We start from the raw sequence: 22465 nt of genomic DNA on the forward strand, positions 1-22465 counted from the left end.
CAGCCGGGCACTTTCGCTTGCCCGGCCAACACTTTGCGCCGACGGGTGATACAGTGAATAGAGGCAATCACTGAACAGGGAGTATGCACATGTACGAACACCCGCTTCGCAATATCATTAAGGCGTGTGACAGGGCGATCTTAGCCAAAGATTTTGATTCGCTGATGGAGCACTACGCCGACGACGCCGCGCTGGTGGTTAAGCCCGGTATGATCGTTAAAGGTAAAGACAATATCCGCAGCGCCTTTATTTCCATTTCTGATTATTTCCAGGATCAGCTCGTTGTGAAGCAGGGCGATATCCAGATCATTGAAGGCGGAGGAGATGCGCTGGTGATCATGGAATCCCAGCTTTTTTACCCGGATGAACAGGGCGCTACAACAGAGATCACCCGGCGTGCAACCTATGTATTCCGTCTGGAAAATGACCGCTGGCTGTGCACCATCGACAATTCCTACGGAACGTCAGTGTTAGATGCTGAACCCACCTGACCTTTTTATTTGCTGACCGGCGTCAAACTGAACAGAGAGAGCATCACCGATCCGGGCAACACACCGGATCGGTGACGGCGTGAGAAGAGATTAGAGGGCGCGGATCTCCTTTGAGCGCAGACTCAGGCGGACGGGCACTGATTTGTACGACGGCGTACCGCTCTCTTTATCGAGATAATCCAGCGGTACCAGCACGTTCGCTTCCGGGTAGTAGCCAGCAACCGTGCCAGGGGCAATGCTGTAGGCCACCACGGTGATGTCATCCAGACGCTGCTGTGAGCCGGGGAGGGCGGTATGAATATCTACCCGATCGCCATGCTCCAGCCCCAACTGCTGCATATCCTCTTCGTTCATAAACAGCACGTCGCGCCGGCCGAACACGCCGCGATAGCGGTCATCCAGGGCATAGATGGTGGTGTTGTACTGGTCGTGACTACGCAGTGTAACCAGACGCAGCACGCGCTCACCTTCGCCCGGACTGTTCTCGCTCACACCCTCAAACAGCGAAAACATCGCCTTGCCGCTGGCGGTGGGCCAGACGCGCTCCGTGGGCGGCAGCGGCATACGAAATCCGCCCGGCACCCGGATGCGGGCGTTGAAATTTTCAAAGCCCGGCAGCGTCTGCTCGATAGCGTCGCGAATGCGGTCGTAATCCTCCACCAGGCCCAGCCAGTCGGTTTTGCTGTGAGGCAGGGTGGCGTGGGCGATCCCGGCGACAATGGCGGGTTCCGAGCGTAGCCAGAGAGAGGCCGGTTTGAGCTTGCCGCGGGAGGCATGCACCATCGACATCGAGTCTTCCACGGTGATTGACTGCTGGCCGCTCTGCTGCATATCCAGTTCAGTGCGCCCCAGGCAGGGGAGAAGATATGTCTCTTTCCCGACCAGCAGGTGGGTGCGGTTCAGCTTGGTGGCGATTTGTACGCTGAGATCGAGACGTTTCAGCGCCGCAAACGCCCTGTCGTGATCGGGCATCGCTACCGCAAAATTCCCCCCGAGGCAGAGGAGCGCTTTGGCCTCGCCGTTAATCATCGCCTGCGCCGCCTGTACCGCGTCGTGGCCGTGGGTGGCTGGTGGGGTAAAACCGAACACCGTGCCCAGCCGGTCCAGAAAGGCCGCGGTCGGTTTTTCGGTGATCCCCACGGTGCGGTTGCCCTGCACGTTGGAGTGGCCGCGTAACGGACAGATGCCCGCGCCGGGTTTGCCAAAATTGCCGCGCAGCAGCAGGAGATCGGCGATCAAACGCACATTGGCGGTACCCTTGTTGTGCTGGGTGATCCCCATGCCGTAGGTGATGATGGTGGCGCTGGACTTAGCGTAGAGGCGCGCCACGTTCTCCAGATCGGCGCGCTTCAGGCCAGACTCGCGCTCGATGGCCTCCCAGCCCGTGGCGGCGATATCGGCGGCAAAATCGGCAAACCCCTGGGTGTGGCTGGCGATAAAGTCATGATCCAGCGCATCCAGCACCAGCAGATGTTTTGCGATACCTTTTAACGCCGCGGCGTCGCCCCCGGCTTTAACCTGATAGTACGTCGAGGCGATATCGGTGGCGCTGTATGTCGCCATCTCTCTGACATTTTGCGGATCGGCGAAGCGCTCCAGCGCCGTTTCGCGCAGCGGGTTAAAAACGATAATCGGCACGCCCCGGCGGGAGAGCTCGTGCAGGGTGCCCATCATCCGTGGATGGTTGGTGCCCGGGTTATGGCCGATGGAGATCACCAGCTCAGTATGGTCGAAATCCTCCAGCGAGACGGTGCCTTTGCCAATCCCGATGGAGCGGGGCAGGCCGACGCTGGTGGCCTGGTGGCACATATTAGAGCAGTCGGGGAAATTATTGGTGCCCAGCTGGCGGGCAAACAGCTGATACAGGAAGGCGGCTTCGTTTGACGCGCGCCCGGAGGTGTAAAACTCCACCTCATCCGGGGCCAGCCCGCGCAGCACTTCGCCGATACGGGCAAAGGCTTCGTCCCACGCCACCGGGCGAAAGGTGTCGCTCTGCGGATCGTATTTCATGGGATGGGTCAGGCGCCCATAGCCTTCCAGCTCAAAATCACTTTTTGACCACAGGGTACTGACGGTGTGCTCAGCGAAAAATTCAGGGGTGACACGCTTTGTGGTCGCTTCCCAGGTCACCGCCTTGGCGCCGTTCTCGCAAAACTGAAAGGTGGATTTGTGTTCTTTGTCGGGCCAGGCGCAGCCCGGGCAGTCGAAGCCGTCGGGCTGGTTGGTGCGCAGCAGCGTGGCGGGAGCGTCAAAGGTGTCCATCTGCGTACGCACGGCAATCGCCGTGGCTTTTAAGGCTCCCCAGCCCCCCGCAGGGCCGGCGTAATGGCGAATGCCGGGTACCGCTCGTCTGTTATTGCTCATCTGCACTCCTGTCTTAAGCGGGTATATGTGATGGCGATGCCTGATTTGACTGTCGATCGAAACCCATCTCAATCACATATAGTTTTCATGTTAATTACAAATTATTCACAGTTCAGTTCACAAATCCACCATCAGATGCGTGTGGGTGGATGTCAATGGTTGTATATACATGTTCTGTCATATGGCGTTGCATAGGTATAGCAGGGTTTCTGACGGGCATTAATCATCCACTCAGAGAGGAAACTATGTCGTCTTTTTCATCTTCAGAAGCGCAGTCAAAGCGCGGCGGGACGCGAATATCGGAAACACGATCCATCGATTACATCCCGGATAATGAACGGCACGGCCACCCCTTCAGTCAGTTTACGCTGTGGTTTGGCGGCAATCTGCAGATCACCGCCATTGTGACCGGGGCGCTGGCAGTGGTGCTGGGCGGGGATGTGGTGTGGTCCATCATTGGCCTGCTGGTGGGGCAGGTGCTGGGCGCGGTGGTAATGTCATTTCATGCCCTGCAGGGACCGCGCCTCGGTCTGCCGCAGATGATCATCAGTCGCGCCCAGTTTGGTGTGCTGGGTGCGATGATCCCGCTGGCGCTGGTCTGCGTGATGTATGTCGGCTTCTCCGCCAGCGGGACGGTACTGGCCGGACAGGCGATGGCCAGGCTGCTGTCGATCTCGAACGTGGCCGGTATGATCCTGTTCAGCGCGATCATTATCGTGATTGCGGTGCTGGGATATAAGGTGATCCACAAGCTCGGCAAGGTAGCGAGCGTGGTGGGGGTGCTGGCGTTTGTCTATCTGTTTATCGCTCTGCTGATCGCCAGCGATGTGGGCGCTGTGATGCAGAATAACCACTTCTCGATGCCGATGTTCCTGCTGGCGGTATCGCTCTCCTCCTCATGGCAGATCGCCTTTTGTCCCTACGTCTCCGACTATTCCCGCTATCTGCCGCGCGACGTCTCAGGGGTGAAGACCTTCCTCTCCGTCTTCAGCGGTACGGTGCTGGGCACCCAGGCGTCCATGACGCTCGGGGTGATCACCGCGGCAATCGCCGGCAGCGCCTTCAAGGGACATGAGGTGAGTTACATCGTCGGACTGGGTAAAAGCGAGGCGATGGCGATGGTGATCTACTTTGCGATCTGCTTTGGCAAAATCACCTTTACCACCCTCAACGCCTACGGCAGTTTTATGTCCCTGACCACCATTGTCTCGGGCTTTCGCCGGCAGACGACGCTGAACCAGAAAAGCCGTGTGACCTTTGTGGTACTGATGGTGGCCCTTTCGTGCGTGATTGCGCTGCTGAGCGAACCGGCGTTCCTGAAGCACTTCACCCATTTCCTGCTGTTCCTGTTGGCCTTTTTCGTACCGTGGAGCGCCATCAGCCTGACCGATTACTTTATTATCTCCCGTAAAGCGGTAGATATTCCGGCGCTGTTCGATTCCCGTGGTCGCTACGGGCACTGGAACATGTTTGCCATCAGCGTCTATGTTGTTGGCGTGTTGATCCAGCTGCCGTTTATTGAAAACCCGCTCTACCACGGCTCGCTGACCTGGCTGTTTGCCGACAACGATGTCTCGTGGGTGATTGGCTGGTTCTGTACCGCAGCGCTCTATTATAGCTTGCGGCGTTTTGATCGTCGGGTGCTGCCGACAGAGACGATCTATCCGGCGTCGGGCAGGTGAAAGAGGTGTCAGCGATCCCGCAGGTCAGACGGGATCGCGGCTCTTTTACTGGGGGTTAAAAGCAAAACCTTCGTCGGCCCAGCCGGTCATTCCGCCAATCATAATTTTCACCGGGCGGCCCATCTGCGCCAGCTTCAGCGCGGCGCGATCCGCACCGTTGCAGTGCGGCCCGGCGCAATAGACCACAAACACTGTATCGGAGGGCCACTCCGCCATTCTTTGCTCGGTCATATCGCGATGTCGCAGGTGCAGCGCCCCAGGAATATGACGGCGGGCGAATGCCTCCGGGCTACCGACCACATGCAGCAACACAAAATCGACATTACCCTCTTTAAACGCGGTATGCACATCGTCACAGTCTGTTTCCACGCTCAGTCGCTGTAAAAAATGGTTTGCTGCGACATCTGGCGACGCAGCAGGATAATCAGTTACATAGCTCATAAACACCTCCAGGAATGAGCCTTTACTCTACGGCGGAGACGCGGCTTTGACAGCTGGCAGAAATACCAGATAACATCAAGATCATGACAAAACCCATTGAGTGTGGTGATGAATAATCCTCTGGTGGTTGTACTGGCCTATGACGGCCTCTGTACCTTTGAATTCGGTATTGCCGTCGAAATTTTCGCGCTGCCCCGCCCCGAGATGGGCGAGAAGTGGTATCGCTTTGCGGTGGCGGGCGTTGATCCGGGTGAGTTACGCGCAACGGGCGGCTTCAGGTTGGTGGTGGATGGCGGGCTGGAGCTGCTGAGTGAGGCCGGAACGATCATCGTGCCCGGCTGGCGGGGGGCCGAAGTTCCGGTGCCCGCCGCGCTGTGCGAGCAGCTTGTCGCGGCACATCAACGTGGGGCGAGGATCCTCTCTATCTGTTCCGGAGTCTTTGTGCTGGCCGCCGCAGGGTTACTCGACAACCGGCAGGCGACCACCCACTGGCGTTATACCGACCTGCTGCAACAGCGTTATCCCGCCATCAAGGTCACACCTGACGTGCTGTATATTGATAACGGTGATGTATTGACCTCCGCAGGCAGCGCGGCGGGTATCGATCTTTGTCTGCACCTGGTGCGCCGGGATTATGGCAGCGTGGCGGCCAACCGCGTCGCGCGTCGGCTGGTGGTGTCGCCCCATCGCGACGGCGGCCAGGCTCAGTTTATTCAGCAGGCGGTGCCTGTCGCCTATGAAGGCCATCGCCTTGGGGCACTCTTCGACTACCTGTACGCCAGACTTGCCGAGCCGCATACCGTTGAGTCGCTGGCAAAATTTGTCGGGATGAGCCCGCGTACCTTTTTGCGCCGTTTCACCGCCACCACCGGCAAGACGCCCGCCCAGTGGTTGCTCCACGCCCGCCTGAGCCGCAGCCAGGATTTGCTGGAGAATAGCCAGTTGTCGATTGAGCGTATCGCGGAGGAGGTGGGGTTTGGCAGCGTGGCGACGATGCGTCATCACTTCAAAAATCAGCTGTCGACGACGCCTGCGGCATACAGGAAGGGGTTTTACACTTCAGCAGAGCAATAATGGGCAAGGTTGTTTAATGATTCTCCAGGCGAGACAACGTGCCTTTGATAAAAAAATCCACGCCATGGCGTGGATTTTTTCAGGTCAGTTAACGCATCCGCAGATGCATGACCCTTAAACGTTAAACAGGAAGTTCATCACATCGCCATCTTTAACGATGTAGTCTTTCCCTTCTGCACGCATCTTGCCGGCTTCTTTCGCACCTTGCTCACCCTTGTAGGTAATAAAGTCTTCAAAGGCGATGGTCTGGGCACGGATAAAGCCTTTTTCAAAGTCGGTGTGGATTTTACCCGCCGCCTGTGGTGCCGTCGCGCCGACAGGGATAGTCCAGGCGCGCACTTCTTTCACGCCAGCGGTGAAGTAGGTCTGCAGGTTCAGCAGTTGGTAACCGGCGCGGATCACGCGGTTCAGACCTGGCTCTTCCAGACCCAGCTCAGCCATGAACTCTTCACGGTCGGCATCGTCCAGCTCGGCGATATCAGACTCAACAGCCGCACACACGGCCACGACCACAGAACCTTCCGCTGCTGCGATTTCACGCACTTTGTCCAGGTATGGGTTGTTTTCAAAACCGTCTTCATTGACGTTGGCAATGTACATGGTCGGCTTCAGGGTCAGGAAGCTCAGGTATTTGATCGCCGCTTTGTCTTCGTCAGTCAGGTTTTTTAGCGCGCGCAGCATGCCCGCGTTTTCGAGCTGTGGCAGACATTTTTCCAGCGCAGCCTGTTCCGCTTTCGCGTCTTTGTCGCCGCCTTTGGCTTTCTTCTGCACGCGCTGCAGGGCGCGCTCGCAGGTATCCAGGTCCGCCAGTGCCAGCTCGGTGTTGATCACCTCGATATCGTCAGCCGGGTCCACTTTGTTGTTCACGTGGATGATGTTGTCGTTCTCAAAGCAACGCACAACGTGGCCGATCGCTTCGGTTTCACGGATGTTGGTCAGGAACTGGTTACCCAGGCCTTCACCTTTCGAGGCGCCTTTTACCAGGCCCGCGATGTCCACGAACTCCATGGTGGTGGGCAGAATGCGCTGCGGTTTTACGATCTCCGCAAGCTGATCCAGACGCGGATCGGGCATAGGTACAACACCGGTGTTTGGCTCAATGGTACAGAACGGGAAGTTAGCCGCTTCGATGCCCGCCTTAGTCAGCGCGTTAAACAGGGTGGATTTGCCAACGTTAGGCAGACCAACGATACCGCATTTGAATCCCATTTCTGAATCACCTTAATATCTTGATATTCAACACGTTAACATTAACGAGTCGAAGAAAAGTAAATAACTACGCCTATTATACACGTAACCGGCAGCCTGCGGGGCAAAAAAGCCGTTTCGCGCCGGTTATTGCGCTTTGAAAGCGTGAAGACGGTTGGTGGCTTTGGTTAAACCATCCTGGAGCCAGATTTCGGTGCAACGCGCCGCTTCGTCTACCGCCTCGTCGATCAGTTTCTGCTCGGAAACCGGTGGCTTACCCAGGACAAAACCAACAACTTTGTTTTTATCGCCCGGATGACCAATCCCCACGCGTAAGCGATGGAAGTTAGGGTTATTGCCCAGTTTGCTGATGATGTCTTTTAAGCCGTTGTGCCCGCCGTGGCCGCCACCAAGTTTGAATTTTGCCACGCCCGGCGGCAGATCCAGTTCGTCGTGCGCCACCAGGATCTCATCCGGATTGATGCGATAAAAGGTCGCCATCGCGGCCACCGCTTTACCGCTTAAATTCATAAACGTCGTGGGCACCAGCAGACGCACATCGGCGCCAGCCAGGTTAACGCGAGAGGTAAACCCGTAGAATTTAGGTTCTTCACGCAGAGGGGCGCGTAACCGCTCGGCCAGCAGATCAACATACCAGGCGCCAGCATTATGGCGGGTGGCAGCATATTCCGCGCCGGGGTTAGCCAGGCCGACAATCAGTTTAATCGTCACGTTTTTATTCCTGAAAGTGCTAAGTCTGGCGCGTAGTGTACTGTCTGCCGCGTCGGTTGACAAAATTCTGCTAAGCGACACGTAGAAACTGAATAATCCCGGCGTTGAACCATTAGAATTTCATGCTACTCAAAGGCTTATTTGTAAAGTTTTGTTGCACCGAAGTAGATATTTGTGATCGTTGACGCAATCCGCAAAACGGGTGGTGTCTATACTTTACACACAAGGAATAGGGAGATTATTCCCTAACAACCCAAAGTTCCGGAGGTGCTATATGAAACGCAAAAACGCTTCGCTACTCGGTAACGTGTTGATGGGGTTGGGATTAGTCGTCATGGTTGTCGGCGTCGGTTATTCCATTTTAAACCAGCTTCCGCAACTTGACCTGCCACAATACTTCGCCCATGGCGCAGTGTTGAGCATCTTCCTGGGAGCGGTGCTCTGGCTGGCCGGGGCGCGCGTCAGCGGCCACGAACAGGTCTGCGACCGCTACTGGTGGGTGCGCCATTATGATAAACGCTGCCGTCGCGAACAGCATAAGCACAGCTAACCTGTGACAGCGCGAAAAGCGGTTTCTTCGGAAGCCGTTTTTTTTTGCCTTTTTTCTTGACCCTCACGTAACGTAAGGCACCAGAGTGACCGTGATGGCGAGATAAAAGGAGCAGCGATGTTAATTCAGGTTGGCCTGTTGGCGAAGAGAGCGGGGATCACCGTTCGGACATTACACCATTATGAGCAAACCGGCTTGCTGCTGCCCTCTGCCAGAAGTGCGGCAGGTTACCGTCTTTATACCCTCGCGGATGTACAGCGGCTACACCGTATCCAGGTGTTAGCCAGAGCGGGGCTGGAGCTTGCCGAAATTAAAGAGGTTCTCGATCGGGATCCGCGCTCCATGGTGGATCTCCTGGGCGCGCAAATCGCTCTGCTGGATAAACAGATGCGCAGCATTCAGACGCTGCGCGAGCAGCTCGTGAGTTTGCATAGCACGCTGGCCGCAGGCACCGAGCCCGATCTGGAATCCTGGTTACAGACGCTGGAGTTAATGACGATGTACGATCGCTGGTTCAGTAAAGAAGAGTTACAGGTATTACCGTTTGCGCAGCAGAGTGACGCCCTGGCAGAGATCTGGGCCGGACTGGTGGCCGAAGCCCGCCGCATGCTGGCGGAAAAGGTGGACGTTGCCGACCCACGCGCTACCGGGCTGGCTACGCGTTGGATGACGCAGCTTGAGCAGGATACCGCAGGCAACCCCGACTTCCTGACCCGCCTGAATGAGATGCACAGCGTGGAGCCGCAAATGCGTGAGCAGACGGGGATCGACGCTGATATCCTCGATTTCATCACCCGGGCCTTCGCCGAGAGCAAGCTGGCTATCTGGCAGCGCTACCTGACGCCCGAGGAGATGGCGTTTACCCGTGCGCACTATTTTGATCGCATGATGGAGTGGCCTGCACTGGTGGCAAAACTGCATCAGGCAAGCCGGGAAGGGGTGCAGGCAGAGAGTCCGGAAGCACAGCGGCTGGCGGAAAACTGGCTGGCGCTGTTCCAGTCTTACGCAGGGGATAATCCTGCAACTCAGCAAAAATTCCGCGAGGCGATGCAGCAGGAGCCGCATCTGATGAAAGGGACCTGGATGACGCCTGCTGTGCTCGAGTGGCTTCAGCAGGCGATAGGCATCATGATGCAGCGCCGGATGTCACAGATCCGCTAACGCGGCCTCACGGTCAGGATAGAACGCCAGACGGCCCGCAATGGGCTGAACCCCTGCGCGCGCCATCGTGCGCAGGGGCTGGAATTCGAGATTGGTCACCCGCAGTTCACAGCCTTCCGGCAGACGTTGGACAAAACGCTGTAAGGCGTCCAGCCCGCCGGCATCCAGCACCGGGACCGCATCCCATTTCAGCACCACGACACGTTTCCCCGCAATGCGCGACTCCAGTTCGCTGAACAATCCTTCCGCGGCGGCAAAAAACAGCGGGCCGATGACTCGCAGCACCAGCACGTCTTCCGGCGTGGCGACATTGACGCTGGCCAGACGGGTCATACGGGCAATGCGACGCATAAACAGTAATGATGCCAGCACAATCCCGACGCTTATCGCAATGACCATGTCAAACAGTACCGTCAGCGACATGCAGATCAGCATTACGATGATGTCGTCTTTGGGGGCGCGGCGCAGCAGGTTGATGACTTTATGCGCCTCGCTCATGTTCCATGCCACCATCAGCAGCAGGGCGGCCATGGCCGAGAGCGGCAACCAGGAGAGCAAGGGCGCCAGCACCAGCAGGGCGAGGATCACCAGCACCGAATGGACCACCGCCGAGACCGGCGACGTGGCGCCCGCGCGCACGTTGGCCGCGGAACGGGCGATGGCCGCTGTGGCGGTAATGCCGCCGAAGAACGGGGCGATAATGTTGCCCAGCCCCTGGCCGACCAGTTCGCTGTTGGCTTTATGTTTGGTGCCGGTCATGCCGTCCAGCACCATGGCGCAGAGCAGCGACTCAATCGCCCCTAACATCGCCATCGAAAAAGCGGCTGGCAGCAGGGCGCGCAGGGAGTCCCAGCTTAAGGTAAAGCTGGAGCCGGGCAGATCCCACGGCAGCACCAGCTGGGGCAGAAGCTGCGGAATACCGTTACCCTGGGAGCCATCCGCCAGCACGTAGTGGAACTGCGAGCCGATAGTGGCGACATGGCCGCCCAGCAGATTGACTATCCCCATTACCGCGCAGCCCAGCAGCAGGGCGGGCAGGTGTCCTGGCAGGCGGATGCCCAGCCGTGGCCAGAGGATCAGCGTGCCCAGGGTCACCACGCCAATCGCCGCATCGCCCAGGTTTGTTGTCGGCAGCGCCATCGCCAGCGCCCCCACTTTTTGCAGGTAATGCTCCGGCACGTGGGCCATCTGTAAGCCCAGGAAGTCCTTAATCTGCATGGTGCCGATGGTGATGCCGATCCCGGAGGTGAAGCCCAGCGTGACGGAGAGGGGAATATACTCAATCAGCCGGCCAAAGCGCGCCAGACCGAACAGAATCAAAAATACCCCGGACATCAGGGTCGCCACCAGCAATCCGCCCAGACCAAACTGCTGAGAAACCGGATAGAGGATCACCACAAAGGCTGCGGTGGGCCCGGAGACGCTAAAGCGCGACCCACCGGTCAGGGCAATCACAATCCCGGCAACGGCGGCGGTGTAGAGGCCATACTGCGGCGCCACGCCGCTGCCAATGGCCAGCGCCATCGCCAATGGAATGGCAATAATGCCGACCGTAATGCCGGCGATAAGATCGCGGGTAAACCGCGACAGGGTATATTTCTCTTTCCAGCAGGCGTCGATGAGGGCGCGGAAGGGAAGAACATGAGAGGAAGCGTTTTTCACAATCATCATCCGTGTGCGCATCATCTGTCATATCAATGGCAGGTGAAGGAGGCATTAATCATACAAATACATCTTGCAGACAAAAAAACCCGCCGTAGCGGGTTTTCTGACTGCGTCCGATTAGTGTTCGAACATGGCAGAGATAGACTCTTCGTTGCTGATACGACGAATCGCTTCTGCCAGCATCCCGGAGAGGGTCAAAGTACGCACGTTTGGCAGCGCTTTGATCTCGTCGCTCAGTGGGATGGTGTCGCACACCACAACTTCATCAATAACGGAGTTGCGCAGGTTGTTCACGGCATTGCCGGAGAAGATCGGGTGAGTCGCGTAGGCGAACACGCGTTTAGCACCACGCTCTTTCAGCGCTTCGGCGGCTTTGCACAGAGTGCCGCCGGTGTCGATCATGTCGTCAACCAGCACGCAGTCACGGCCAGCAACGTCACCGATGATATGCATCACCTGAGAAACGTTAGCGCGCGGACGACGTTTATCGATGATCGCCATGTCGGTGTCATTCAGCAGTTTGGCGATAGCGCGAGCGCGAACCACGCCGCCGATGTCCGGAGAAACCACAATCGGGTTGTCCAGGTTCAGCTGCAGCATATCTTCCAGCAGGATTGGGCTGCCGAATACGTTATCAACCGGAACATCAAAGAAGCCCTGGATCTGCTCGGCATGCAGGTCAACCGTCAGAACGCGGTCAACACCCACGCTTGAGAGGAAGTCAGCAACAACTTTTGCGGTAATTGGCACACGTGCGGAACGGACGCGACGGTCCTGACGGGCATAGCCAAAGTAAGGAATAACAGCAGTGATACGGCCAGCGGAAGCACGGCGCAGGGCATCGACCATAACAACCAGTTCCATCAGGTTGTCGTTAGTTGGAGCACAGGTGGACTGGATGATGAAAATATCACCACCGCGTACATTTTCGTTAATTTGTACGCTGACTTCGCCATCGCTAAAGCGACCTACGGCGGCGTCGCCAAGAGAAGTGTACAGGCGGTTGGCAATACGTTGTGCTAGTTCCGGGGTGGCGTTACCAGCAAAAAGCTTCATATCAGGCACGAGAAGAACCTCAGGCATGCGTCCAGTGGTGGATAGTTCGCCGTAAACTGTGCGGGCCAGGCGAACGCTATCCAGGCGGTGTATTAAAGAGCGCGATGCAACGTCTGGAACAGGGTGACGTTGTCACCGAAACTCAGATTGCGCCAGAATGGCCTGCTGTAGCGGGGAGATATTCATACCGCGCGCCACGAAACCATGCAGCCACTCTGGAGCCAGCTCGAGCACCTGACGTGCAGCGGATTCCGTATCAAATTCAGCAAAGACACAGGCTCCTGTGCCAGTCAGGCGCGACGGCGCGTATTCTAACAGCCAGGAAAGCGCTTCATCAACCTCGCGAAAACGTTTTCTTGCGATATCCTCGCAATCGTTGCTGAATTCACATTTTAATAACGTTTCTATTGACCGGACGGGGGTATCGCGTGGAAGGTCCGGATCTTTAAAGATAACCGGGGTAGGGATGCTGACGCCCGGGTGGGCGACCAGGTACCATTTTTCCGCGGGTTCGGCCGGGGAGAGGATCTCGCCCACCCCTTCGGCAAAGGCCGCATGCCCCCGGACAAACACCGGCACGTCGGCCCCGAGGGTTAACCCGAGCGCGGCCAGTTCATCCACCGAGAGATCGCAGCCCCAGAGGTGATTGAGCACCACCAGTACGGTAGCGGCATTTGACGAGCCCCCGCCGAGCCCGCCGCCCATCGGCAACCTTTTCTCCACGCGGATATCCGCGCCGCTGCCCGCCGGCAGGCGTCCGCTTTGCTGCGCCGCCGCCATCAGCATCCGGGCAGCACGGACGATCAGGTTATCTTCATCGGCCACGCCCTCCACCGGGGTGAGCAGACGAAGCTGCCCATCCTGACGCGGTTCAATCGAAATGGTGTCGCCGTAGTCGATAAACTGAAACAGCGTCTGCAGGGTGTGATAGCCGTCCGCACGCTGGCCGGTGATGTATAAAAACAGGTTAAGTTTTGCGGGTGAAGGCCAGTGGGTCATCATTTGACAATCCAGTTATCCATCTTCAGCTTGATGCGCTGGCCGCCTTCGGTCAGTTCCAGGCTGGTTGGCAGGGCCGGTTTGGTATTGCTGTCGTAGCCGCCATAGACCACGTGCCAGTTTTTACCGTTCTGGCTGTAGTTCACTTCACTCAGACGATACTGGTCGTCGAGTTTGTAATCGGTGGCGTCGCCCGGCAGGCCGAGGATCCACTGGCGCAGGCTGGTAATCGGAATCGGCATCCCGGTCAGCTTGCCGATCATCTCTTCGGCATCGGTACCGGTATATTTCTGCCCTTTATTATCGGTGATTTGCGCGCTGCCTGGCTGGGCAATCAGCTCCATTTCGGTGCTCCCCACCGGGTTGAGCAACAGCAGGCGATAGCGATCCTGGCCGGTCTGCTGCCAGAAGAAGCGGGCATACACTTTCTGCTGATCCGACAGATATGCAAAGGCACCGCGGGTCTGGTACTGGCTTAAACCACGCACCTCCTGCTGGTGCTGACGCCACTGCGGTGAGTCAGGGCTTTTGCCTGGCCCTTTGGGCGGCGTAATGGAACATGCGGTAAGTACCAGCGCGGCGAGAGGCAGGAGGCGAATCAGTCTGGTCATAATAATGACAAATCCTTGAGATACGTGGCGGTTATAACCCTTAATGCTAGCGCCCGGTAGCGGGAGCGTCTACGCTCAAGTTGTCCTAAATCATCAAATTAGCGGTTAATAACAACTAATAACCTATTACTCCGAAAGGGGGCAGTCTCTTTTATTGATCTCGCGCATCCTGTATGATGCGCCCTGCTAACCCTATTAACGCTGGTACTACTCCCGCTCATATGACCCTTTTAGCACTCGGTATTAACCACAAAACGGCCCCGGTTTCACTGCGAGAACGCGTCACGTTTTCGCCGGATACGCTCGACCAGGCGCTGGAAAGTCTGCTTGCCCAGCCGATGGTGCAGGGGGGCGTGGTGCTGTCGACGTGCAACCGTACTGAGCTCTATCTCAGCGTGGAAGAGCAGGACAACCTGCACGAAGCGTTGATCCGCTGGTTATGCGAATACCACAACCTGAACGAAGAAGAGCTGCGTAACAGCCTCTACTGGCATCAGGATAACGATGCGGTCAGCCATCTGATGCGCGTGGCCAGCGGCCTTGATTCGCTGGTGCTCGGCGAGCCGCAGATCCTCGGACAGGTTAAAAAAGCGTTTGCCGACTCGCAAAAAGGCCACCTTAAGGCCAGCGAGCTGGAGCGCATGTTCCAGAAATCCTTCTCTGTCGCTAAGCGAGTGCGAACCGAAACCGACATTGGCGCCAGTGCCGTTTCCGTTGCGTTTGCCGCCTGTACGCTGGCGCGCCAGATCTTTGAATCCCTCTCGACGGTCTCTGTGCTGCTGGTTGGCGCAGGCGAAACCATCGAGCTGGTCGCGCGTCATCTGCGCGAACACAAAGTGAAGAAGATGATTATCGCCAACCGCACCCGCGAACGCGCCCAGGCGCTGGCGGATGAGGTAGGCGCGGAAGTGATTGCCCTCAGCGACATCGACGCCCGTCTCAACGAGGCGGATATCATCATCAGCTCCACCGCCAGCCCGCTGCCGATTATCGGCAAAGGTATGGTCGAGCGCGCCCTTAAGTCCCGCCGGAATCAGCCGATGCTGCTGGTGGACATCGCCGTTCCGCGTGATGTTGAACCGGAAGTGGGCAAGCTGGCGAACGCCTATCTCTACAGCGTGGACGATCTGCAAAGCATCATTTCCCACAATCTCGCCCAGCGTAAAGCGGCGGCGGTGCAGGCCGAAACGATTGTCGAGCAAGAAACCAGCGAATTTATGGCCTGGCTGCGCGCGCAAAGCGTCAGCGAGACGATTCGCGAATACCGCGGTCAGGCGGAACAGGTACGTAATGAACTGACTGCCAAAGCGATGGCGGCCCTGGAGCAGGGCGGCGATCCGCAGGTCATCATGCAGGAACTGGCATGGAAACTGACCAACCGTTTGATCCATGCCCCAACCAAATCACTTCAACAGGCTGCCCGTGACGGGGACGACGAACGCCTGAATATTCTGCGCGACAGCCTCGGGCTGGAATAGCGCGCCATACCCATTTTATAATTAAAAGGTGCACTTACGCCTATGAAGCCCTCTATTGTCGCCAAACTGGAAGCGCTGCACGAGCGCCATGAAGAAGTTCAGGCGCTGCTCGGCGATGCCGCGACCATTGCCGACCAGGAACGTTTTCGCGCCCTGTCGCGCGAATATGCGCAATTAAGTGACGTTGCGCGCTGCTTTACCGACTGGCAGCAGGTTCAGGAAGATATTGAAACCGCGCAGATGATGCTCGACGACCCGGAAATGCGCGAGATGGCGCAGGAAGAGTTGCAGGAGGCGAAAGTCCGCTCCGAAGAGATGGAACAGCAGCTTCAGGTGCTTCTGCTGCCAAAAGATCCGGACGATGAACGCAACGCCTTTGTCGAAGTCCGCGCCGGAACCGGCGGGGATGAAGCGGCCCTGTTTGCCGGGGATCTGTTCCGCATGTACAGCCGCTACGCCGAGTCGCGTCGCTGGCGTGTGGAGATCATGAGCGCCAACGAAGGCGAACATGGTGGCTATAAAGAAGTGATCGCCAAAATCAGCGGCGAGGGCGTATATGGTCGCCTGAAGTTTGAGTCCGGCGGCCATCGCGTCCAGCGCGTCCCGGCCACCGAATCCCAGGGGCGTATCCACACCTCCGCCTGCACCGTGGCGGTGATGCCCGAGCTGCCGGAAGCTGAGCTGCCGGACATTAACCCGGCGGATTTGCGTATCGATACTTTCCGCTCCTCCGGCGCGGGCGGTCAGCACGTTAACACCACCGACTCCGCGATCCGTATTACCCACCTGCCAACCGGCATCGTGGTGGAGTGTCAGGACGAACGTTCCCAGCATAAAAACAAAGCCAAAGCGCTCTCGGTGCTGGGTGCCCGTATCCATGCCGCAGAGATGGCGAAACGCCAGCAGGCGGAAGCCTCAACCCGTCGCAACCTGCTGGGGAGCGGCGATCGCAGCGATCGCAACCGCACCTATAACTTCCCGCAGGGTCGCGTGACCGATCACCGCATCAACCTGACCCTCTATCGTCTGGATGAGACGATGGAAGGCAAACTGGATCTGCTGATCGAACCTATCGTGCAGGAGTACCAGGCCGACCAGCTGGCAGCGCTGGCAGAGCAGGATTAATGGATTTTCAGCACTGGCTAAAGCAGGCGATAAGCACGCTGGCGGGGAGCGAAAGCCCCCGTCGCGATGCGGAGATCCTGCTGGAGCATGTGACGGGCAAAGCACGCACCTGGATTCTCGCCTTTGGCGAAACAGCGCTTACCGCCGATCAGCAAAGAGAGCTTGATGCACTCCTCGCCCGGCGCAAAACCGGCGAGCCGGTGGCGCACCTGGTGGGCGAACGTGAGTTCTGGTCGCTGCCGCTCTATGTCTCTGCTGCAACGCTAATTCCCCGTCCCGATACCGAATGCCTGGTGGAGCAGGCGCTGGCGAGATTGCCCGCCACCCCCGCGCGCATTCTGGATCTCGGCACCGGCACCGGGGCCATCGCCCTGGCGCTGGCCAGCGAGCGTCCGGACTGTCAGGTGACGGCAGTAGATCTCATGCCCGATGCGGTGGCGCTGGCACAGCGTAACCTTGAGCGCCTGGCGTTAAAGAATGTGACGGTGCAGCAGAGCAGCTGGTTTACCGCTCTTGCTGACCAGCAGTTTGAGATGATCGTCAGTAACCCGCCCTATATCGATGAGTGCGATCCGCATCTCGGCGAAGGGGATGTGCGCTTTGAACCGCGCAGCGCGCTGGTTGCGGCGGATCACGGACTGGCAGATCTCAGCCATATTATTATCCAGTCTCGCCAACACCTGGTCAGCAATGGCTGGCTGCTGCTCGAGCATGGCTGGACGCAGGGCGAAGCGGTGCGCAATCTCTTCCTGCAGGCCGGTTTTGCCCAGGTTGAAACCTGTCGCGACTATGGCGGCAACGAGCGCCTGACCGTGGGCAAGTGGCATGAATAGCTTCTCTGTACTGATCGCCCTGCACCTGACGGCAGTCGTCCTGACCGTCACGTTTTTTGCGCTGCGTTACTGGTGGCGTTACAGCAATAACGCCCTTATCAACGCGCGCTGGGTGCGGATTCTGCCGCACTGCATCGACACCGTGCTGTTTCTTTCCGGCGCAGGGTTGATGTGGGTGACCGGTTATCTGCCGTTTACAGATGAAGGGTCATGGCTGACTGAAAAGCTGTTTGGCGTTATCATCTATATCGTTTTGGGTTTTATTGCGCTGGGGCGTCATCGTCCGCGCAGCCAGCAGGCCGGGTTTGTTGCCTTTCTGCTGGGGCTGGTGGTGCTGTACATCATCATTAAACTCGCCACCACAAGAATACCGATACTGGGGTAAGTCATGGAGTCCTTGGCCGATTTCGAATTTAACAAAGTGCCGCTGTGCGATGGAATGATTAAGGTATCAGAGATGATCCGCGATGATTTCATTTCACAATACGTCTACGATGAACTGGAGAAACTGGTGAGTCTGGCGCGTGAAGAGATTAATCAGGCGCGCCCTCAGGACTGGCAACTGGAGAAACTGATTGAGCTTTTTTATGGCGAGTGGGGCTTTTGCGATACGCGTGGCGTGTATCGGCTCTCCGACGCGCTGTGGCTCGATCAGGTACTGAAAAACCGTCAGGGCAGCGCTGTCTCCCTGGGGGCGATTTTATTATGGGTGGCGCACCGTCTTGATATTCCGCTGGTGCCGGTCATCTTCCCGACGCAGATGCTGCTGCGCGCCGAGTGGCTGGACGGCGAGATGTGGTTAATCAATCCCTTTAATGGCGACACGCTCGACGATCACACGCTGGATGTCTGGCTGAAGGGCAACATCAGCCCGATGGCGGAGCTCTACAACGAAGATCTGGACGAAGCGGATAACGCCGAGGTGGTTCGCAAGCTGCTGGACACCCTGAAGTCAGCGTTGATGGAAGAGCGGCAGATGGAGCTGGCCTTGCGTGCCAGTGAGGTGTTGCTGCAGTTTAACCCGGAAGATCCTTACGAGATCCGCGATCGCGGCCTGATCTACGTGCAGCTTGAGTGTGACCACGTTGCGCTGAATGATTTGAGCTATTTTGTTGAGCAGTGTCCGGAAGATCCGATCAGCGAAATGATCCGCGCGCAGATTAATTCCATCGCGCACAAACAGATTACACTGCATTAATCTTAATTCCGATTCACACCTGAATAAGGCGATCCTATGAAACAAAAAGTGGTTAGCATTGGCGATATCAACGTGGCGAACGACCTGCCGTTCGTGCTGTTCGGCGGCATGAACGTACTGGAATCCCGCGACCTCGCGATGCGTATCTGCGAACACTACGTCACCGTGACCCAGAAGCTGGGTATCCCGTATGTGTTTAAGGCCTCTTTTGACAAAGCCAACCGCTCCTCTATTCGCTCTTACCGTGGCCCGGGCCTCGAAGAGGGGATGAAAATTTTCCAGGAGCTGAAGCAGACCTTTGGCGTAAAAGTGATCACCGACGTCCATGAAGCAAGCCAGGCGCAGCCTGTGGCAGACGTGGTTGACGTGATCCAGCTGCCCGCGTTCCTCGCCCGTCAGACCGATCTGGTCGAAGCGATGGCGAAAACCGGCGCCGTCATCAACGTGAAAAAACCACAGTTCGTCAGCCCAGGCCAGATGGGGAACATCGTCGATAAGTTTATCGAAGGCGGTAACGACCAGGTGATCCTCTGCGACCGTGGTTCCAACTTCGGTTATGACAACCTGGTGGTGGACATGCTGGGCTTCAGCGTGATGAAAAATGTCTCTAACCAGTCGCCGGTCATCTTCGACGTGACCCATGCTCTGCAGTGCCGCGACCCGTTTGGCGCAGCCTCAGGCGGCCGTCGTGCTCAGGTTACCGAACTGGCGCGCGCCGGTATGGCGACCGGTCTGGCGGGTCTGTTTATCGAAGCGCATCCGGATCCTGCCAACGCCAAGTGCGACGGCCCATCCGCGCTGCCGCTGGACAAGCTGGAGCCGTTCCTGAAGCAGATTAAGGCGATTGACGATCTGGTCAAGAGCTTTGAAGAGCTGGATACCAGCAACTAATAAAAAAACCCGCTTCGGCGGGTTTTTTTATGCGCTTATTGCCGGGTGGCGCTGCGCTTACCCGGCCTACAAAACCCGTAGGCCCTGCAAGCGAAGCGCCGCTGGGCAAAGGACTAGGCAAATATCGTCATCAGATAGGCCGCAAACAATGCCAGGTGCGCCGCACCGTTGAGCACGTTGGTGCGCCCGGTGGAAAATGAAATCTGGCACAGCAGTAGCGACGCCACCATCACAATCATCTCCGGTGCGCCAAGGCTAAACATCAACTCGTTACCGGTAAGAAGGGCAATCAGCGTCACCACCGGCACGGTCAGGGAGATGGTCGCCAGCACCGAGCCAAAGAAGAGGTTCATGGCACGCTGTACCTGGTTATTCAGCACGGCACGTAATGCCCCCAGCCCTTCCGGGGAGAGGATCAGCAGCGCCACCAGGAAGCCGGTAAAGGCCACCGGCGCGTTCATCGCCGTCAACAGCGTCTCCAGCGGTGCGGCATTCATCTTGGTGACTGCAATAACCGCAATCAGATGCACCACCAGCCAGACCGTATGCCACAGGCTGCTGTGCGCGGACGGCTTGCCGTGGTGCGGGTCATCGTCGTCGCTCTCATCTTCATGCTCATACACGAAGAGACTCTGGTGCGTTTTGGTCTGGATCAGCAGAAACACGCCGTACATCGCCGCAGAAATCAGCGCCACGAGCAGGGCCTGACCGGTAGTGAAATTGGCCCCCGGCAGCGCCATCGGGAATACCAGCACGATAATCGCCAGCGGGAAGAGGGCGATCAGATACTGCTTAATACCAAACAGGTTCAGATATTGCGTTGCGAATTTGCGCCCGCCCAGCAGCAGCGAGAAGCCGACCAGCCCACCGGTGACAATCATAATGATGGAGTAGAGCGTATCGCGCATCAGGGTAGGTGCGGCGTCACCGGTCGCCATCAGAGCGGAAATAAGGCTCACTTCGAGAATAACGACGGAAAGACTTAAAATCAGGGAACCGTAGGGTTCGCCCAGGCGGTGGGCCAGCACGTCGGCATGGCGTACAACGCTAAAAGCACTGCTCAGAATACCCACAAGGGCCAGAATATTAATCCCGATGACCACTGGCAGTGACTGCGCGCTTCCCCAGAAGAACAGCACGGCCAGGGCCAGCACCGGGAAAATGAGAGACGTCTCCTTATGACGGGTTTTCACCGTCTCGTGTGCGGTTGTCATGTAATTCTCCGTTTTGGCAGGTGCTTGTAATTATAGACAGAAAGTGAGGAGCTTAAATTAACAGATCGCCGTTAATCTCTGAGTATCTTTTACTTAATTTTACGGTACAGGGGAATTATTTCACGAGAGCGTCATAATAATATATTTTTGTTAAATAGGGTCTTAATAACAGTAGATTAAGAAACTGAAATCCAGGATTATCGATTCGACTGGAAGCCTTCGGCATTGTCGACCACACTTATTAAGTGAATAAAAAGAGGGGGTTGCTATGCCATACAAATCGAAAACTGATTTACCGGATAACGTTAAGAACGTACTGCCTGCCCACGCGCAGGATATCTACAAAGAAGCCTTTAACAGCGCCTGGGATCAGTACAAAGATAAAGCGGACCGCCGGGGCGATGACAGTCGTGAGGAGACCGCACACAAGGTGGCCTGGGCGGCGGTGAAGCAGGATTACGAAAAGGGAGACGATGATAAGTGGCACAAGAAGAAATAGTCATTGCTTAGTTGGCTGTGCTTAATAGTTTGCACCGTCGGCTTTGACTTTTAAGGCGGTCGGCCTCGCGCTCTGTTGCACCCGGCGAGATTATTGCATATCGTCACCCTACTGCTTTCTAATTGAGCAGTAAAAGGACCCGGAAGGTTCATAAAGTGAGGGCAGGGATGCAGGCAGTGGCGGAGGTGCAATATGTTAACGCGTGATTTTCTTATGAAGGCCGACTGCAGAACGGCCTTTGGTGCGATCGAAGAGTCGCTTCTGTGGTCAGCCGAGCAACGCGCAGCGTCGCTGGCTGCGACCCTGGCCTGCCGTCCGGACAACGGTCCGGTATGGCTTTTCGGCTACGGTTCCCTGATGTGGAACCCGGCGCTGGAGTATGTTGAATCGGCAACCGGGACGCTTCCGGGCTGGCATCGAGCCTTCTGTTTGCGCCTGACCGCCGGACGCGGCAGCGCCTGCCAGCCAGGCCGTATGCTTGCACTGAAAGAGGGCGGACGCACCACCGGCGTGGCCTACCGTCTGCCGGATGCGACCCTGGAAGAGGAGCTGGCGCTGCTGTGGAAGCGTGAGATGATCACTGGCTGCTATATGCCGAGCTGGTGTCGGCTGGAGCTGGATGATGGACGCACCGTTAACGCCCTGGTCTTTATTATGGATCCTCGCCATCCGCTGTTTGAGGCCGACACGCGCGCACAGGTCATCGCCCCGCTGATTGCCGCCGCCAGCGGCCCGCTTGGCACCAACGCACAATATCTCTTCTCGCTCGATCAGGAGCTGACGCGTCTCGGCATGCAGGATGATTGTCTGAACGAGCTGGTGTCGCGGGTGCGGGCACTGCTGGATAACGAATCGCCGGAAAGCCAGCTGCGCCCCGGCTTTGCCTGAAAAAAAGCCCGGTGACAGTGCGCCACCGGGCGAAGAATGATCAGGCTGCGACGTAGCTGATGGAGTGCTCAAGCGACTGGCTGTGGCTGTCGATGAGCACCTCCCAGGTTCCGGTATAAGGCACCGTCAGCCAGGCGTTGTCTCTGTCCTGTACGCTTAAAATATCTGCCTGCGTTTTGCGTGGTGCTTTATTACTCATCAGATGAATATGACAACGCTCTGAGCAGCGCACCACGACCGTATCCCCGCCAAACAACTTCAGACTTGCTTTTACCAGTGCCATTTTTTTACCCCGTATCCGAAACAACGCTCTCCTTGCGGCTAA

General features: G+C 57.3%; 23 protein-coding genes. 13 read left to right on the plus strand and 10 right to left on the minus strand.

What is annotated here, in order from left to right:
• Window positions 1–89: 89 nt before the first annotated feature.
• On the plus strand, window positions 90–491 hold the full coding sequence (locus ACT3IC_RS18600) for a YybH family protein (protein ID WP_103179963.1): 402 nt from the start codon (window positions 90–92) through the stop codon (window positions 489–491).
• A gap of 90 nt (window positions 492–581) precedes the next feature.
• Here the strand turns inward: ACT3IC_RS18600 and ACT3IC_RS18605 are convergent, their stop codons facing one another.
• Entirely contained in the window at window positions 582–2855 is a 2274-nt protein-coding gene (locus tag ACT3IC_RS18605; RefSeq protein WP_159339483.1) for an FdhF/YdeP family oxidoreductase, read from the minus strand.
• 296 nt (window positions 2856–3151) lie between these two features.
• Here ACT3IC_RS18605 and ACT3IC_RS18610 point away from each other — a divergent pair, with 296 nt between their 5' ends.
• The gene (locus ACT3IC_RS18610; RefSeq protein ID WP_201304737.1) at window positions 3152–4537 is read left to right on the plus strand and encodes a purine-cytosine permease family protein; all 1386 of its coding nucleotides are present in this window, start codon (window positions 3152–3154) and stop codon (window positions 4535–4537) included.
• A 45-nt stretch (window positions 4538–4582) separates the two neighbouring features.
• On the opposite strand, the gene ACT3IC_RS18615 is transcribed toward ACT3IC_RS18610, so the two are convergent.
• A complete protein-coding gene (locus ACT3IC_RS18615; protein ID WP_103179960.1) occupies window positions 4583–4978 on the minus strand; it encodes a rhodanese-like domain-containing protein in 396 nt (131 codons plus the stop codon).
• A 108-nt stretch (window positions 4979–5086) separates the two neighbouring features.
• Between ACT3IC_RS18615 and ftrA the strand changes: the two genes are divergently transcribed.
• The gene (gene ftrA, locus ACT3IC_RS18620) at window positions 5087–6052 is read left to right on the plus strand and encodes a transcriptional regulator FtrA (protein WP_103179959.1); all 966 of its coding nucleotides are present in this window, start codon (window positions 5087–5089) and stop codon (window positions 6050–6052) included.
• 114 nt (window positions 6053–6166) lie between these two features.
• Here the strand turns inward: ftrA and ychF are convergent, their stop codons facing one another.
• Both ychF and pth read right to left on the minus strand, forming a co-directional pair.
• The gene (gene ychF, locus ACT3IC_RS18625; protein WP_103179958.1) at window positions 6167–7261 is read right to left on the minus strand and encodes a redox-regulated ATPase YchF; all 1095 of its coding nucleotides are present in this window, start codon (window positions 7259–7261) and stop codon (window positions 6167–6169) included.
• Between the two features lie 126 nt (window positions 7262–7387).
• A complete protein-coding gene (pth, locus tag ACT3IC_RS18630; RefSeq protein WP_103179957.1) occupies window positions 7388–7972 on the minus strand; it encodes an aminoacyl-tRNA hydrolase in 585 nt (194 codons plus the stop codon).
• 274 nt (window positions 7973–8246) lie between these two features.
• Between pth and ychH the strand changes: the two genes are divergently transcribed.
• Together ychH and ACT3IC_RS18640 are read left to right on the plus strand one after the other, a co-directional pair.
• The gene (gene ychH / locus ACT3IC_RS18635) at window positions 8247–8522 is read left to right on the plus strand and encodes a stress-induced protein YchH (protein ID WP_103179956.1); all 276 of its coding nucleotides are present in this window, start codon (window positions 8247–8249) and stop codon (window positions 8520–8522) included.
• A 117-nt stretch (window positions 8523–8639) separates the two neighbouring features.
• Window positions 8640–9683: a MerR family transcriptional regulator gene (locus ACT3IC_RS18640; protein ID WP_103179955.1), complete on the plus strand. Its 1044-nt coding sequence runs from the start codon at window positions 8640–8642 to the stop codon at window positions 9681–9683.
• Here the strand turns inward: ACT3IC_RS18640 and dauA are convergent.
• From dauA to lolB, 4 genes are all read right to left on the minus strand, one after another.
• Window positions 9669–11345 carry a C4-dicarboxylic acid transporter DauA gene (dauA, locus tag ACT3IC_RS18645; protein ID WP_473478556.1) on the minus strand — a complete coding sequence of 559 codons (1677 nt, stop codon included), beginning with the start codon at window positions 11343–11345 and terminating at the stop codon, window positions 9669–9671. The genes ACT3IC_RS18640 and dauA overlap by 15 nt on opposite strands.
• Before the next feature lie 120 nt (window positions 11346–11465).
• Window positions 11466–12413, minus strand: a complete 948-nt coding sequence (prs, locus tag ACT3IC_RS18650; RefSeq protein WP_003856663.1) for a ribose-phosphate diphosphokinase — start codon at window positions 12411–12413, stop codon at window positions 11466–11468.
• A 123-nt stretch (window positions 12414–12536) separates the two neighbouring features.
• Window positions 12537–13406, minus strand: a complete 870-nt coding sequence (gene ispE / locus ACT3IC_RS18655) for a 4-(cytidine 5'-diphospho)-2-C-methyl-D-erythritol kinase (protein ID WP_103179954.1) — start codon at window positions 13404–13406, stop codon at window positions 12537–12539.
• On the minus strand, window positions 13403–14014 hold the full coding sequence (gene lolB, locus ACT3IC_RS18660; RefSeq protein ID WP_103179953.1) for a lipoprotein insertase outer membrane protein LolB: 612 nt from the start codon (window positions 14012–14014) through the stop codon (window positions 13403–13405). Before lolB ends, ispE begins: the two co-directional genes overlap by 4 nt.
• Before the next feature lie 221 nt (window positions 14015–14235).
• On the opposite strand from lolB, the gene hemA reads away from it, so the two are divergent.
• Genes hemA through kdsA form a run of 6 tightly spaced genes read left to right on the plus strand, consistent with a single transcriptional unit; the run spans window position 14236 to window position 19539 of the window.
• Window positions 14236–15492 (plus strand): glutamyl-tRNA reductase, encoded by a 1257-nt coding sequence (hemA, locus tag ACT3IC_RS18665; RefSeq protein ID WP_039030718.1) that lies wholly within the window; start codon window positions 14236–14238, stop codon window positions 15490–15492.
• A 42-nt stretch (window positions 15493–15534) separates the two neighbouring features.
• Window positions 15535–16617, plus strand: a complete 1083-nt coding sequence (prfA, locus tag ACT3IC_RS18670; protein ID WP_103179951.1) for a peptide chain release factor 1 — start codon at window positions 15535–15537, stop codon at window positions 16615–16617.
• Window positions 16617–17450: a peptide chain release factor N(5)-glutamine methyltransferase gene (gene prmC, locus ACT3IC_RS18675; RefSeq protein WP_263950656.1), complete on the plus strand. Its 834-nt coding sequence runs from the start codon at window positions 16617–16619 to the stop codon at window positions 17448–17450. Before prfA ends, prmC begins: the two co-directional genes overlap by 1 nt.
• Complete coding sequence (gene sirB2, locus ACT3IC_RS18680; RefSeq protein WP_473478564.1) at window positions 17443–17835, plus strand: invasion regulator SirB2; 393 nt, start codon at window positions 17443–17445, stop codon at window positions 17833–17835. Before prmC ends, sirB2 begins: the two co-directional genes overlap by 8 nt.
• 3 nt (window positions 17836–17838) lie before the next feature.
• Window positions 17839–18648 (plus strand): invasion regulator SirB1, encoded by an 810-nt coding sequence (gene sirB1, locus ACT3IC_RS18685; RefSeq protein ID WP_103179948.1) that lies wholly within the window; start codon window positions 17839–17841, stop codon window positions 18646–18648.
• Window positions 18649–18684: 36 nt separating this feature from the next.
• Window positions 18685–19539, plus strand: a complete 855-nt coding sequence (kdsA, locus tag ACT3IC_RS18690) for a 3-deoxy-8-phosphooctulonate synthase (RefSeq protein WP_103179947.1) — start codon at window positions 18685–18687, stop codon at window positions 19537–19539.
• Window positions 19540–19652: 113 nt separating this feature from the next.
• Here kdsA and chaA read toward each other — a convergent pair whose 3' ends face one another.
• A complete protein-coding gene (gene chaA, locus ACT3IC_RS18695) occupies window positions 19653–20753 on the minus strand; it encodes a sodium-potassium/proton antiporter ChaA (protein ID WP_336998427.1) in 1101 nt (366 codons plus the stop codon).
• A 268-nt stretch (window positions 20754–21021) separates the two neighbouring features.
• On the opposite strand from chaA, the gene chaB reads away from it, so the two are divergent.
• The gene (chaB, locus tag ACT3IC_RS18700) at window positions 21022–21252 is read left to right on the plus strand and encodes a putative cation transport regulator ChaB (protein WP_159339480.1); all 231 of its coding nucleotides are present in this window, start codon (window positions 21022–21024) and stop codon (window positions 21250–21252) included.
• 192 nt (window positions 21253–21444) lie between these two features.
• Complete coding sequence (locus ACT3IC_RS18705; protein WP_103179944.1) at window positions 21445–22140, plus strand: gamma-glutamylcyclotransferase; 696 nt, start codon at window positions 21445–21447, stop codon at window positions 22138–22140.
• A 40-nt stretch (window positions 22141–22180) separates the two neighbouring features.
• On the opposite strand, the gene ACT3IC_RS18710 is transcribed toward ACT3IC_RS18705, so the two are convergent.
• Window positions 22181–22423, minus strand: a complete 243-nt coding sequence (locus ACT3IC_RS18710) for a DUF1883 domain-containing protein (protein ID WP_039030709.1) — start codon at window positions 22421–22423, stop codon at window positions 22181–22183.
• Window positions 22424–22465 lie beyond the last annotated feature (42 nt).

This window comes from Leclercia sp. GHBNCSD, assembly GCF_055805075.1.

Coding starts and splice junctions, on each gene's coding strand:
- ACT3IC_RS18600 (WP_103179963.1), top strand. CDS start 90: ATGTACGAACACCCGCTTCGCAATATCATTAAGGCGTGTGACAGGGCG.
- ACT3IC_RS18605 (WP_159339483.1), bottom strand. CDS start 2,855: ATGAGCAATAACAGACGAGCGGTACCCGGCATTCGCCATTACGCCGGC.
- ACT3IC_RS18615 (WP_103179960.1), bottom strand. CDS start 4,978: ATGAGCTATGTAACTGATTATCCTGCTGCGTCGCCAGATGTCGCAGCA.
- ftrA (WP_103179959.1), top strand. CDS start 5,087: ATGAATAATCCTCTGGTGGTTGTACTGGCCTATGACGGCCTCTGTACC.
- ychF (WP_103179958.1), bottom strand. CDS start 7,261: ATGGGATTCAAATGCGGTATCGTTGGTCTGCCTAACGTTGGCAAATCC.
- ychH (WP_103179956.1), top strand. CDS start 8,247: ATGAAACGCAAAAACGCTTCGCTACTCGGTAACGTGTTGATGGGGTTG.
- ACT3IC_RS18640 (WP_103179955.1), top strand. CDS start 8,640: ATGTTAATTCAGGTTGGCCTGTTGGCGAAGAGAGCGGGGATCACCGTT.
- ispE (WP_103179954.1), bottom strand. CDS start 13,406: ATGATGACCCACTGGCCTTCACCCGCAAAACTTAACCTGTTTTTATAC.
- lolB (WP_103179953.1), bottom strand. CDS start 14,014: ATGACCAGACTGATTCGCCTCCTGCCTCTCGCCGCGCTGGTACTTACC.
- hemA (WP_039030718.1), top strand. CDS start 14,236: ATGACCCTTTTAGCACTCGGTATTAACCACAAAACGGCCCCGGTTTCA.
- prfA (WP_103179951.1), top strand. CDS start 15,535: ATGAAGCCCTCTATTGTCGCCAAACTGGAAGCGCTGCACGAGCGCCAT.
- prmC (WP_263950656.1), top strand. CDS start 16,617: ATGGATTTTCAGCACTGGCTAAAGCAGGCGATAAGCACGCTGGCGGGG.
- sirB2 (WP_473478564.1), top strand. CDS start 17,443: ATGAATAGCTTCTCTGTACTGATCGCCCTGCACCTGACGGCAGTCGTC.
- sirB1 (WP_103179948.1), top strand. CDS start 17,839: ATGGAGTCCTTGGCCGATTTCGAATTTAACAAAGTGCCGCTGTGCGAT.
- kdsA (WP_103179947.1), top strand. CDS start 18,685: ATGAAACAAAAAGTGGTTAGCATTGGCGATATCAACGTGGCGAACGAC.
- chaA (WP_336998427.1), bottom strand. CDS start 20,753: ATGACAACCGCACACGAGACGGTGAAAACCCGTCATAAGGAGACGTCT.
- chaB (WP_159339480.1), top strand. CDS start 21,022: ATGCCATACAAATCGAAAACTGATTTACCGGATAACGTTAAGAACGTA.
- ACT3IC_RS18705 (WP_103179944.1), top strand. CDS start 21,445: ATGTTAACGCGTGATTTTCTTATGAAGGCCGACTGCAGAACGGCCTTT.
- ACT3IC_RS18710 (WP_039030709.1), bottom strand. CDS start 22,423: ATGGCACTGGTAAAAGCAAGTCTGAAGTTGTTTGGCGGGGATACGGTC.